This is a genomic window from Actinoplanes sp. NPDC026619, assembly GCF_040638295.1.
In the GTDB taxonomy this organism is placed as follows: domain Bacteria; phylum Actinomycetota; class Actinomycetes; order Mycobacteriales; family Micromonosporaceae; genus Actinoplanes.
In genome coordinates, this window is sequence record NZ_JBEZYA010000064.1 from 1 (window position 1) to 11,610 (window position 11,610).

12 protein-coding genes are annotated in these 11,610 nt (G+C 67.0%); 7 read left to right on the forward strand and 5 right to left on the reverse strand.

The genetic code is table 11. From position 1 onward, the window contains the following. Window positions 1-82: 82 nt before the first annotated feature. Entirely contained in the window at window positions 83-394 is a 312-nt protein-coding gene (locus tag AB0E90_RS51170) for a transposase (RefSeq protein WP_360421082.1), read from the reverse strand. 48 nt (window positions 395-442) lie between these two features. Here AB0E90_RS51170 and AB0E90_RS51175 point away from each other — a divergent pair, with 48 nt between their 5' ends. Next, complete coding sequence (locus AB0E90_RS51175; RefSeq protein ID WP_360421084.1) at window positions 443-652, forward strand: MFS transporter; 210 nt, start codon at window positions 443-445, stop codon at window positions 650-652. 75 nt (window positions 653-727) lie between these two features. Here the strand turns inward: AB0E90_RS51175 and AB0E90_RS51180 are convergent, their stop codons facing one another. Next, entirely contained in the window at window positions 728-1,336 is a 609-nt protein-coding gene (locus AB0E90_RS51180; RefSeq protein ID WP_360421086.1) for an iron transporter, read from the reverse strand. 325 nt (window positions 1,337-1,661) lie between these two features. On the opposite strand from AB0E90_RS51180, the gene AB0E90_RS51185 reads away from it, so the two are divergent. Continuing rightward, window positions 1,662-1,979 (forward strand): BON domain-containing protein, encoded by a 318-nt coding sequence (locus AB0E90_RS51185; protein WP_360421088.1) that lies wholly within the window; start codon window positions 1,662-1,664, stop codon window positions 1,977-1,979. A 194-nt stretch (window positions 1,980-2,173) separates the two neighbouring features. On the opposite strand, the gene AB0E90_RS51190 is transcribed toward AB0E90_RS51185, so the two are convergent. Further along, window positions 2,174-2,536 (reverse strand): nuclear transport factor 2 family protein, encoded by a 363-nt coding sequence (locus tag AB0E90_RS51190; protein WP_360421090.1) that lies wholly within the window; start codon window positions 2,534-2,536, stop codon window positions 2,174-2,176. Between the two features lie 632 nt (window positions 2,537-3,168). Here AB0E90_RS51190 and AB0E90_RS51195 point away from each other — a divergent pair. Then, complete coding sequence (locus AB0E90_RS51195) at window positions 3,169-3,720, forward strand: STAS domain-containing protein (RefSeq protein ID WP_360421092.1); 552 nt, start codon at window positions 3,169-3,171, stop codon at window positions 3,718-3,720. Window positions 3,721-4,079: 359 nt separating this feature from the next. Here the strand turns inward: AB0E90_RS51195 and AB0E90_RS51200 are convergent, their stop codons facing one another. Beyond that, complete coding sequence (locus tag AB0E90_RS51200) at window positions 4,080-6,251, reverse strand: transglycosylase domain-containing protein (protein ID WP_360421094.1); 2,172 nt, start codon at window positions 6,249-6,251, stop codon at window positions 4,080-4,082. A 794-nt stretch (window positions 6,252-7,045) separates the two neighbouring features. Between AB0E90_RS51200 and AB0E90_RS51205 the strand changes: the two genes are divergently transcribed. After that, window positions 7,046-7,462 (forward strand): hypothetical protein, encoded by a 417-nt coding sequence (locus AB0E90_RS51205; protein WP_360421096.1) that lies wholly within the window; start codon window positions 7,046-7,048, stop codon window positions 7,460-7,462. Between the two features lie 110 nt (window positions 7,463-7,572). Beyond that, a complete protein-coding gene (locus AB0E90_RS51210) occupies window positions 7,573-9,753 on the forward strand; it encodes an MMPL family transporter (protein ID WP_360421098.1) in 2,181 nt (726 codons plus the stop codon). A 2-nt stretch (window positions 9,754-9,755) separates the two neighbouring features. On the opposite strand, the gene AB0E90_RS51215 is transcribed toward AB0E90_RS51210, so the two are convergent. Then, complete coding sequence (locus AB0E90_RS51215; RefSeq protein ID WP_360421100.1) at window positions 9,756-10,208, reverse strand: hypothetical protein; 453 nt, start codon at window positions 10,206-10,208, stop codon at window positions 9,756-9,758. Between the two features lie 129 nt (window positions 10,209-10,337). Between AB0E90_RS51215 and AB0E90_RS51220 the strand changes: the two genes are divergently transcribed. After that, the gene (locus tag AB0E90_RS51220; RefSeq protein ID WP_360421102.1) at window positions 10,338-10,817 is read left to right on the forward strand and encodes a nitroreductase family deazaflavin-dependent oxidoreductase; all 480 of its coding nucleotides are present in this window, start codon (window positions 10,338-10,340) and stop codon (window positions 10,815-10,817) included. A gap of 192 nt (window positions 10,818-11,009) precedes the next feature. Beyond that, on the forward strand, window positions 11,010-11,417 hold the full coding sequence (locus AB0E90_RS51225; RefSeq protein ID WP_360421104.1) for a PRC-barrel domain-containing protein: 408 nt from the start codon (window positions 11,010-11,012) through the stop codon (window positions 11,415-11,417). Window positions 11,418-11,610 lie beyond the last annotated feature (193 nt).

The window sequence follows — 11,610 nt, forward strand, 5'->3', positions numbered from 1 at the left end:
CTGGACCGGGCGATGTTGAGGATCTGGCACAACCGCTTCACGCCGTAGCGTGCCTGGTGGTCGGCGACGAACTGGAAGCGGTTCACCAGTGCATCGCCCCGGCGAAATACCGGGCCGCCTTACGCAGGATGTCGCGTTCTTCCTCCAACTCGTGGACCCGCCGGCGCAGGACTGCGTTCTCGTCCTCGACCGAGGCCGGCGCCTGCCCCGCCCCGGCGACAGCCGCCGGACGGCGGGGACCACGCCGCTGGTCGTCGTTACGGACCCAGCTGCGCAGCGTCTCCCGGTTCACGCCCAGATCATCGGCGATCGACGCGATCGTCGCGCCCGGCCGAGACCGGTACAACGCCACCGCGTCGGCCTTGAACTGCTGTGGGTAGTGCTTGTTCGCCATCTGTTCCAGACTCCTGATCCACCAGGACCATCAAGATCCATGGTTCAAGTGTCCAAGATCAAGGGGCAAGGCCCCTTCGCGGTCTCTGCTACGTTTCTGACTCTGGCCGGTGCAATCACCCGGCAGGGGATCTTCTTGGTGTACGCCGGCATGGCCGTGGTGGCCGTGGTGTTCTTCGTCGCGAAAGTGCCGGAGACCAAGGGACGCTCGCTGGAAGACATCCAGAGCGACGCCGGCGCCGCAGCGGGCCGGTCATGAACCTGAGAACTCGCTGATGCAGCGCCAGCACTAGCCGTTGTCCGACGGTCCGTGCGCGGACGTCGTCACGTGCGGTCAGCTGCCGCCGGCTCCCGCAGTCGGCGCGTCCGCTCCCCTGGGGGACGCATCCGGGCTGAGCTTGCGGCCGCTGGCGAACCGTACCTTCTCGAAACGCGCGGTGACCGGCTCGGCGTACCGCTTGCCGTTGACCGGATCGTGCCGCATGAAATGCGGGGCACCGATGCGGACCGTGACGTCGTACGGTCCTTCGCCGGGCAGTTGGGCGTTGCTCCCGTAGTGATACAGGAACGGATGCCACAGGAACGGCAGTTCAGTCGAAACCAGCGGCCGTCCGTCTGCCGTCACCTCGACGTGCACCTCGAGGCCCGGCACGAACCGCCCGTCGGCGGCGTCGGCGACGGCCACCTCGAGATGCGCGGTCGCCCGCGGCGCGGCTTCCCGCCAAATCAGCCGGTCGCCGTCGAGTTCGTACATGCCCTCGGCCTTCTCGTTGATGAAGGCCACCAGGTAGTCTCCGGCGCGGCATGTCACCGCGCCGTCCTCCTCGGCCATCGCCTGCAGCGCGTTGCCGTAGGCATCGCCCTGCCGCTCAGCGACCTTGAGTTGGTCGTCGTCGGCCTCGTTGCTGTTTCGCATCGGCGGGGTCGTGGCATGGGTGGTCATGACGTGCTCTCCTCCCTCGGTGAAACGACGGAACAGGCGTGGTGCCCGTTCAGGCACCGCCTACCCCGGCGCCGCCGCCTCAAGCGCTCGCGTGCCGCTGTCCTGCAAGACACCGCTGTGACTCAGTGAATGACGCAGGTCAGCGACGGCACGCCGGGCGGCACAGACGACCGGATCCCCCGACTCGAACGGCTTACGGCCAACTGTCAAGGAACCGTTGTGCGCCCGCAGGCTGCCGGTCACGTCGCCCGGCGACTCTTTCCCCAGGTGGCACCAACGGTGGAGGTCGCCAGATGCACGAGGTCGTGTCCGGAAGGGCGTGGAGATGTTCTGGAACTATCCCGAGGAATGGTTCGGTTCCGGATGGTCGCCTGGCAGCGATGCGGGTACCTCGAACCTCGGTACCGACGAGTGGATCGCGGATCGCACGGTCATGGCGCTGTGCCGAGATCCCGCTGTGCGGGGCCGTCGGTTCGAAGTCTTGGTGCAGAACAGGGTCATCATCCTGAACGGCGACGTGGGCTCCACCCAGGCCCGGACGGCGGCCGGACGGCGTGCGTGGAGCGTTCCGGGCGTCTTCGACGTCGCCAACTGTCTGACCGTACGTGGCGGCATGGCGGGCCTGGAGGATGGTCCACGCTGACCGGCGCACCGCGCCGGTGATCCGGGATGCGGCGTACATGATGCTTCTCGCAAATGCCGGCGGCATCCGTCGCGACGGTCCGGCGGCCTCGCGGCTGGTGGCAGAGGCGGCAGTGACACACCGGTGCCGCAGGCGGATGTGCCGGTCGGCGGAAACCGGCCTCCTGCCGCGTGCCGCCGACCGATGGCGCCCCGTCAGCGAGGGGTCTGCTGATGGAAGGCCAGCTTCCAGCCGTCCCGCCGCCGCACGTAGAAACTACTGATCAACGCCGAGTACGGGTCATTCGCGGCACGCCGGGCGTCCGCGCGGTAGGTGATCACAGCGGTGTCCTGCGTCGGGTGCATCACGCGCCAGTCGGACAGCTCGAAGGATGTCCATGGTGCCCCGGCCATCGACTGGAGGATCGCCTCCCGCTCGTCCAGCACCATGCCACCGGGCAGAACCATGACGACGGCGTCGTCGAGCACCTGCCGATAGAACGCTTCCGCGGTAGCAGGATCGGAAGCCAGCGCCCGCCAACCTCGCTGCTCGAGCACCGTCAACTCCTCTTCTCGCATGCCGCTGTCCTTCCCCGTCCCTCAGTGCACCAATCGTTCGCCGGTCACCGAATGCGCCGAGTGTGCGTCGGCGAGCGGTCCCGCTGTGACCACGGACGGACTGGTGCTGCATGCCAGTCGACGGCTGGGATCTCGCCGTGGGTCGGTCACTTCAACACCGCTGGGCGGAGGTGCACGTTCTGGAATCTCATTGAGGCCAGGGAAGTGTTCGGGTGCCGTCTTCGATGCGATGGCGGCACGAAAGAGTCGCCCGGGATCGTCTGCCTGACCGCGAGATTCAGGTGCGCGTCCGGGCGTGAGTCGCTGAGTCATCGTCATGGAATTGTCACGAGGCGGCGGGTATCCCTCCACACCGGGCGGCGAGACTGGGCGGCGATCGAACGGCAAGTGCAACGGCTGAGGAGTGTCGCTGTGTTCACTGTCTCGAACAACGCCACGACGGCGATCCGCACCATCATCGGGAGGTCCGGAGTGCCGCAGGACGGTGGTTTGCGGATTACGGCCGACGGCCACCGGAGCTTCCTGTCCAGTGCGGTGTCCCCGGCCAGTCACGGCTCGGTATGGCTGTACCTGGGTGATGATCGGAATGAGGAGCTGAGATGACGGCCGTTCCTACCGCGTACGGCATCGGAGTGCAACTGATCTGCGACAACTGCGGCGTTGCCACGGTCACTGACGGCGGTGGCCTGCATGACGCGGAGCTGGTATACGTCGCCGTGACCGATGTCGGGTGGACCGGTTCGCCATTCGCTCGTGGACTGCATCGTTGTCCCGGCTGCTCCGCGGAGATGCGCGTGACGCGGCCGGTCCCGGAGCGTTCGCCGGGCTCTGCGGCGGTACTGGACCGCATCCGGGTGGCGCACCTGACCGCCGCCTCGCTGGTTCAGATCGACATCGACATCGACATGGACCTCGCGGCTGAACTTCGGGCCGCTCTGGAGATCGCCGTGACCGCGCACCGGAACGTCATCGTGGATCTCAGCGGGGCCGGTGTCATCGACTCGGTCGGGCTCGGCGTGCTGGTCCGAGCTCGCAACATCGCGCGGCAGCGCCCCGGCGAGGTGGTTCTTGCAGCGCCGTCGCGTTTCATCCAGACGGTGCTACGCACCATGCGGCTGCATACCGCATTCCGCACCTTCGACACCGTCGAAGGTGCGATCATGGCGACCAACGGCTGCGGATGACGGCGCTGCCTGCTGTCGGGGCCACTGATCTGGCGACGTTCTGCCTGATCGGACCGCCGCAAGCCGGGGATTGAGCCCGCCGGCCGTCAGGACCAGGTTTGGACGGCGTCCGCGCGGAGGAACTTACGTCCGTCGAATCGGCGGCAGCACTCGGGTTGGTCGTGGCCGTACTCGTCGGCGAATCGCCCGAAATTGAACTGATCCACTGTTCCGGACACGGTGACCAGCCAGCGGTGCCGCGGTGCAGGTGGGTGACGCACCGCAACCACTTCCCTCGGAAATGTGGCGAAGCTGGTTGAATCCACCGGGGATTCCGCCGCTGAGCGATCCACGCGTCAACACCGCTCCTGAACCAGCTCCTACCGGCGCCGGCCGTGTGCCACCTTCTCGTCTTCCGGCTTTTTGAACTGGACCTTCCGCTTGCCCTTCATGTAGTCGGCGAGTGTCCGGTATACCGCCGGGTTGACCTGGTGGTGCCGCAAGCGGTCAGGGTGGTTCTGGTAGTCGGGGTTGACCAGGTAGCCGGCGACGACCAGCGATGTGGTGCCGGCGATCAGAGCGGCGGTCTTGTCGTTGTCGGTGGTGCCGGTTTTACCGAACACCGGATGCCCGACGACGCGCCTGGTGTCCGCCGCGGTGCTGCCGTGGCACCGGCCGAGCTGAGCGGAATCGCCGACCGGGCAGCGGGCCGCGTCAAGCGCTGCGCGGGCCACGTCCGTGGTGGTCGCCCGGGTGCAGTGTGTCTTGCCGACGTCAAGCTTTTCGCCGTCCTGGGTGGTGATCCGCTCGATCGGGGTCGGCTCGCAGTACTTGCCGTCGGCGGCCAGCGTGGCGTATGCGTTCGCCATGTCCAGTGGCGTCGTGGCCGATACGCCGAGGGTGAAGGCACCCCACTGGTGTGCCCGCTTCGGTGACGCGTACTTGGCGTCACTTGCGGCCCGGAACTTCACACCGAACCTTTTCGCGACCGCGACCGCGTTCTCTGCGCCGACCCGTTCCTCCAGCGGAACGAAGTAGGTATTGATCGACTTACCGAAGCCGGTCCACATGTTGTAGCTGCCTTCGCCGCCGCCGCCGGCGTTGCCGGGACACCAGAAGTGCGTGCCGGGGCAGGCGGAGTCATTGCCGCGATCGATAATGTAGTGGGTCTTGGCGCGCTTCTTGGCGTTGATCTTGTAGGACAGCGGGTAGCCCTTTTCCAGCGCGGCCACCATCGTGAAGATCTTCATGACCGAGCCGGCCTGGTAGCCGGTGATGTCGCCGCCACCGGTGAGCAGGGGGTTCGTCGTGTTCGGGTATGAGCCACGGATGCCTTTGGCCGCCTTCTTCGGGTCGGCGTTGAGCCGGTTCTGCGGGTCTGAAGCACTATCCAGCTGGTATCGCCGGTTGGCGGCGAGCAGCCGTACCTTGCCGTTACCGGGCTCGACCGCGGCGAGCAGCAGGGCATTCTTGTTCTTTTCCGAGATCAGCTGGTCGATCCGGTGCCTGGCGTGCTGCTGGGCGTTGACGTCCAGAGTCGTGGTGATCCGGTAACCGCCGCTCTTCAGGCGACGCTCCCGGTCGTACGCTGTCGCCCCGAATTCCGCGCGGCCCATCCACCAGCGGTAGAAGTAGTCACAGAAGAAACCCCAGATGTTCTTGGCCACCGACACGCAGCCGTTGCCGATCGACTTGACCGTGCGCGGTATGGCCGCTTTTTTCGCCTCGGCCGCCTCGGCTTGGGTGACGGCGCCAATCTCGACCATGCCGGGGATGACGTAGTTGTTGCGGCGCTGGCGGATCTGCTCGTAGCCGCCCGGACTGGTGGGGTTGAAGCTCGTGGGCGCCTTCACGATGCCGGCGAGCATGGCGGCCTGTCCGATGGTGAGGTCCATGGGCCTTTTGCCGAAATAGATTCGGCTCGCGGCGAAAACGCCGTACGCCCGGTTGCCGAAAGGCACGATGTTCAGGTAACGCTCCAGGATCTGGTTCTTGGACAGCTGTTTCTCCACTTGCAGCGCGTACTTCATCTCGGTGATCTTGCGCTGGGTCGTGTCCTCGGTTGCGTCGACCACTTCCTGCGGCGTCGTCGCCGAGTATGCCAGCGACATCCGCACCAACTGCATCGTGATCGTCGAAGCGCCCTGCCTGGCCTTGCCCGTGTTGTTGTTCACGAAAGCCCGCGCGACGCCTTTGAGGTCGACGCCGTTGTGTTGGTAAAACTGCCGGTCCTCGGCCGCGACGATCGCGTCACGCATGTGCTTCGAGATGTCCTTCAGTGGCACGTCGCTGCGAAATTCGTCGTAGAACTGCGAGATCTGCGTCTTGTTGTCCGACGCATAGATCCGGGTGATCTGCGGCGATCTGAAATCCCGAAGTTCGCTCGGCAGGTTCGTGAAGGTCCGGCCGCCGGCCTCGGCCATCAGACCCGACATGGCGGCGGCGGGAAAAGCGGCCGCGGCCAGGATGACTCCGCCGAGCGAACCACAGAGCAACAGCGAGAAGGCGCTGAAGTAGATGCTGTGACCGGGCCGGCGTTTCCGGGACCTCATTGCACCGCCTTTCCGGACTCGGTCGTGACCGACCACTTCACTTGCCCCGCCGCCGTCGAGCCCGCCACGGACCGGCATTCTCGTCCTGCGGCTCGATCGCCGTCATCGGCTCCGGCGGCCGATGGGTATTGATCCTGAAACTCATGTCACATCCTCAAGCTAGGTCGCGGTGTACCGCGGCACGGCCTGGATGCGACCAACACTTCACCGACTTTGTGACGATCAACGATCAATACACCTGCACTCCGATGACACCTGCCCAGATTGCCCGCGCTTCCGCAGAGCCGTGCGCCAGGTGCGCTGGGAACCGGCGCAGTCGGAAGTGCCGCCATGGTGGACGTGGAGACCTTCGGTGGACGGGGATCTTCCTGTCGTCCAGCACGCTGATGTGGTCGATGAGAGCTTGATCATCGGCGTCGTCGGCCAATTCCTGTCGCGAGAACGCCACGCGTTCGCATGACAATCGTCACAGCCGGTGGGCACTACAAAACGAAAGCTGTAAATCGGAGGGGACGTGTGCGATGAAGGGAAAAACGAGTGTACTTCTGACGGGTGTCCTCATTGCCGCGACGATGGCCGGTTGTGGTGACGATCCCGATTCCGGCGCGGCCGCCCCCGCGGCGCCGGCACCGGCGCCGGCGCCGACAACGCCGGCCGGTAGCCCGGCGTCCGGCTCCGCGGCTCCGTCCGGTGCCACACCGCCGCCCTGTGTAGCCGGCAACTGGCGGGCCACCGGCGTGACCGGTCAGTTCGGCGGTGCCAGCGGACACGTCGCCGGTGGAACCGGAGCGACCATGACCGTCGGTGCCGACGGTGGCACGGAGCTCGGCTTCGCCGGTTCCGAGCCGCTCAGTTTCTCCGCCGAGGCGGCGGGCGCCGTCGTCCGGGGACAGGTCTTGTACTCCGGCTCGATGCACGCGACCGTGCTTTTCCAGCCCCGTGGGGAAGGCGCCGGCCAGTGGGCGCCGCGGGATTCCACGCAGAATCATCTGCGGGTCACGCTGAAACTGAGCGAGCCGTTCTCGATCACGTTGCTGGACAACGCCGCTATCGGCCAGCTGGCCGGCGAGGAGCTTCCCAGCGCCGGGGAGGCGCTGGACGCCATGCCTGTGCTGCGCGGTGGCACGTACACCTGTGCGGGCAACACGCTCAAGGTGAATACCGAACAGAACGGGCCGGACCTCGCCTGGACCTTTGCTCGAGTCTCGTGAGCCGGGATGGCTGACTGGGGGTGAGGGCGATGTCGTACCAGAGGGTCGCGTCGACTCGGCCGGACCCGCAGGGCGGCTGGGCTGACGCGTACGCCGGGGCGATGGTCCGGATGCGCTGGGTCGTCCTGTTCGGCTGGCTGACGCTGGCGCTCTTCTCGGCCATGTTCAGCCCGCCGGCCACCGAAGGCGGACTGTCGGGTCTCGTGTCGGCCGACAGTCCGCCGGTGCAGACGGAAATCCGGTCCTTCGAACTCTTCGGGTTTCCGCTGCTGAGCCGGGTTGTCGTCGTCCAGCGGGATCCGGATGGCCTGTCCCCGCTGGCCCAGGCCGAGGCGGTTGCCCGGGCCGCCGCCGTAACCCAGCAGCAGTACGACGACGTCGGGCCCATTCTCGGCGCCATCCCGATCCCCAACACCGGGGGGCTGTTTCCCGGCACGCGGGAAAGCGGCACGACCGTCATCACCCTGCTGTTCATCCCGCCCAACGTGGGCCTGAACACCCAGTACGCCGCTGCGCAGCGCTTCGTCGAACGGCACTTCGGCCCGGGCGATGCCGTGGTCGGGGTGACGGGCACACTGCCGGCGCAGGTGGCCCAGGGGCAGGTGGTGCAAGGCTCCATCCAGACCGTGGAACTGGCCACCCTGGCTGCCGTCGCGCTTGTGGTCGCCCTCGCGTTCCGCTCGATGGTTGCGCCGCTCGTGGCGCTGGCCACCGCGGGGATCGCCGCCCTCGTGATGCTCGACCTGGTCGGATTTCTCGGTCACCTACTGCACGTGGCCGTCCCCAGTGAGGTCGGTCCGCTGCTCGTCGCACTGCTGCTCGGCGTGGTCACCGACTACGTCGTGTTCTATCTGTTCGCACTGCAACGGGAACTGACGGCGGGGCACGACCGGTTGACGGCAGCGCGGCGTGCGACCCGCGACACCACCGGGATCGTCGCCGTGGCCGGCCTGACCGTCGCCGCGGGCACGGGGGTCCTCATCGTGGCCAAGTCACAGCTGTTCCATACCTTTGGGCCGGGAATGGCGTTGGCTGTCCTCGTCGGGCTCACCGTGGCCGTGACCCTCGTGCCCGCCCTACTGGCCATTCTGGGCTCGTATGCGTTCTGGCCCAGCCGGCACGATCGGCCGCTCCCTCCGGCCGCCCGCTCGGCGTCGGTGCGCCGGGACCGGCGTACCCGGTGGCTGGTACGGCGCAAGCCGGCGGCCGCGGTCCTCGCCGTAGGCGTTCTCGCGCTCACTCTGGCTGCCTTGCCGGCTCGGCACCTGAGTCTCGGAATGTCGTTCATCGGGGCCTTGCCCGCCGACGACCAGGTACGTCAGGCAGCCGCCGCCGCACGTTCGGGATTCGCTGACGGCATCGTCTCACCCGCGGTGCTGCTACTGGAGAAGCCCGGTGTCACGGCCGAGCGGGCGGCGCTCGACAAGCTTCAGCACATGCTGGCGGAGCGCCCCGGCGTCGCGGGGGTCGTGGGCCCGGCCGATCAGCGGTTGCCCGACGAACTCGGGCTGGTACTTTCGCGTGACGGCGGCGCCGCCCGCTATCTGCTGGTGCTGGACACCCAACCACTGGGCGCCTCCGGCATCGAGGTGGTGACCTCGCTGCGGGACGACCTGCCAGCGCTGCTGTCCGCTGCCGGCCTGCGGGGGGTCGCCGCCGGTGTCGCGGGAGACACCGCGGTCGCCGCCGACATCGTGGCGCAGACCACAGCGGATCTGGAACGGATAGTCCTGGCGACGCTGGTGGTCAACCTCCTCATGCTGATCGTGTTCCTGCGAGCCGTGCCGGCTCCGGTGTTTCTGCTGCTGCTCAACCTGCTTGCGCTGGCGGCCACGCTCGGGGCCGCGACCTTCCTGTTCAGCTCACTGCTCGGGCATGACGGGCTTACCTTCTACGTGCCGTTCGCAGTCGCCGTGCTCCTGGTTGCGCTTGGCTCCGACTACAACATCTTCACCGTCGGGCGGGTATGGCAGGAGGCGCGCCTGCGCCCGATGCGCGACGCCGTGATCAGTGTGCTGCCGGCCTCGGCACATGCGGTCAGTACGGCAGCCGTGATTCTGGCAACCAGCTTCGGGCTGTTGGCTCTGGTGCCGTTGCGACCATTCGCGGAGATCGCGTTCACGATGTCCCTCGGCGTACTCCTGGATGCCCTCTTCGTCCGGTCACTGCTCGTGCCGGCGCTGCTCGCGCTGCTCGGCGATGCGAGCCGATGGCCCAGCCGGCGACCGCGTCCGGCATCGGTTCCGCCGGTCAGACCGCCCGTCCCGGACAAGCGGGGCGCATCGGGGTGAGGTCACTTTCCACCGGATGGGCTGGTAGGTCCTGCGGGCAAAGTGCGGGTCTGCGCCCGACACTCGTCGGCGAGAGCGTCGACTTTGGTCTGTGTCTGTTGCAGGCGATCCAGCAGTTCCTGCAGGCGCGCCGTTTCCAGGCGGCGCAACGCCTGCATCGCCTCCCTGGCAGTGGTGGAGGCCTCCTGCACCCGCTCCACCGCTTCCCGGCAACTCGCCGGAAGGACGAGATCTCCGCTGCCTGGAGCCGCCTCGCTCGGCTCCGCGGATGGTGAAGTGGCATGGCCCGCGTCTGGTGAGCCTCCGGTGAAGGCGATGGTGAGTCCGGCACCCAGGAGCGCTCCGAGCAGAAATGCCATGGCACTGAGTACCACCGGCCATCGGCCGGTGGAGGGCATCTGGCGCGCGGCGCCGGCGCGCTCGGTGGTTGGATGAGGACTGGCCGGTTCGGACATCGACGCCCCTCCTGATCGGTTCGCAACCGTTCGCGACCCTCAGTTTTTCACCACGTCCGCTGCCCGGCCACCGACCATCCGTCAATGGGCACGTCAGTCGGCGACGGCCGGGCGAGGAAGGACGAGCCGATGAAGATCGTCAAAAGGTCCACCCCACCCACCGGATTCAGTCGCATGCTGTGGCGGCTACCTATTCTGCTGTATCGCCGCGGCCTGGGTGGTTTGCTGGGCCGGCGAATTATGCTGCTCACCCACACCGGCCGGAAAACAGGTCGGCCTCGCCAGGCCGTCATCGAGGTCGTCGAGCATGACGGGACCGGCTATCTGGTCGCGTCCGGTTTCGGGCCCCGCGCCGACTGGTACCGCAACGTCATGACGGAGCCGTACGCCACGATCCAGATCGGCGGACGGAAGCTGCGGGTAACCGCAATTCCCGTTCCCGCCGAGGAAGGCGGCGAACTCATGGCGCGATATGCCGTGCGGCATCCGGCTGCCGCGCGCCGGCTGTGCAAACTCATGGGCTTCGTCGTCGACGGGAGCGCGGAAGACTACCGCGAGGTCGGCCGGCGCGTTCCCTTCGTTCAATTCCTGCCGTGCGCCGATTCCTGAGGCTTCGGCCGACGGGACTCCTCCGGTGTCATCGAAACGTCGCGAATCCGCGTGCCCTCCGCGACATGCCGCGACAATTCTGTTCGCAAAGGCCCAACTGAGTGGGGCTCGACCCGGGCCGGGCTCCGGCGGGTTGGTCGCCCGTCGTCTCCGCCGGTAGTCGTCGGCTCGACAGTGAGGATGGTCTTTTCCATGTTGTTCTCCGCGTTGCTGCACCGGCGGATCTTGGCGGCCGGGTGTCCGTCCGCTCTGGGCCGGGTGGACAACCTGGTCATCGACCCGCAGACCACCCGGATCGTGGCCCTGTGCGTGGCGGACGGCCCGTCCGGTGGCGTCGTGCACTGGGCGGACGTCGCAGCTTTCAGTCCGTACGCGGTCATGGTCCGGAATCGATGGTCCGTCGGGCCGCCCGACGGCCGCGCGGCCGAGCTGATCGAGAGCGACCAGCAGTTGCTCGGCAAACGATTGCTAACCGACGCCGGCGAGCAGATCGGCCGGCTCACCGATGTGGATTTCGATCCGCTTACCGGCGAGGTGACCCGCTTGATCGCGTCGGACGGCCCCGTCCGCGGCCAGTTCCTCCTGGCCGAGCATGGGTGAGGATGCCGAACAGGCCACCGAAAATCGCGCTGTAGAGGGCGAGCAGATGGCCATGGCTTCAATGAGTCCTGCGGTCAGTTCCTGACCACCGGGGCGGTGGGGCCTTGCCCCTTGATCTTGGACACTTGAACCATGGATCTTGATGGTCCTGGTGGATCAGGAGTCTGGAACAGATGGCGAACAAGCACTACCC

Excerpts from the sequence above, each read along its gene's own strand:
- AB0E90_RS51220 (WP_360421102.1), top strand. The coding sequence starts at position 10,338 with ATGAAGATCGTCAAAAGGTCCACCCCACCCACCGGATTCAGTCGCATG.
- AB0E90_RS51200 (WP_360421094.1), bottom strand. The coding sequence starts at position 6,251 with ATGAGGTCCCGGAAACGCCGGCCCGGTCACAGCATCTACTTCAGCGCC.
- AB0E90_RS51185 (WP_360421088.1), top strand. The coding sequence starts at position 1,662 with ATGTTCTGGAACTATCCCGAGGAATGGTTCGGTTCCGGATGGTCGCCT.
- AB0E90_RS51205 (WP_360421096.1), top strand. The coding sequence starts at position 7,046 with ATGACCGTCGGTGCCGACGGTGGCACGGAGCTCGGCTTCGCCGGTTCC.
- AB0E90_RS51215 (WP_360421100.1), bottom strand. The coding sequence starts at position 10,208 with ATGTCCGAACCGGCCAGTCCTCATCCAACCACCGAGCGCGCCGGCGCC.
- AB0E90_RS51210 (WP_360421098.1), top strand. The coding sequence starts at position 7,573 with ATGCGCTGGGTCGTCCTGTTCGGCTGGCTGACGCTGGCGCTCTTCTCG.
- AB0E90_RS51225 (WP_360421104.1), top strand. The coding sequence starts at position 11,010 with ATGTTGTTCTCCGCGTTGCTGCACCGGCGGATCTTGGCGGCCGGGTGT.
- AB0E90_RS51190 (WP_360421090.1), bottom strand. The coding sequence starts at position 2,536 with ATGCGAGAAGAGGAGTTGACGGTGCTCGAGCAGCGAGGTTGGCGGGCG.
- AB0E90_RS51180 (WP_360421086.1), bottom strand. The coding sequence starts at position 1,336 with ATGACCACCCATGCCACGACCCCGCCGATGCGAAACAGCAACGAGGCC.
- AB0E90_RS51170 (WP_360421082.1), bottom strand. The coding sequence starts at position 394 with ATGGCGAACAAGCACTACCCACAGCAGTTCAAGGCCGACGCGGTGGCG.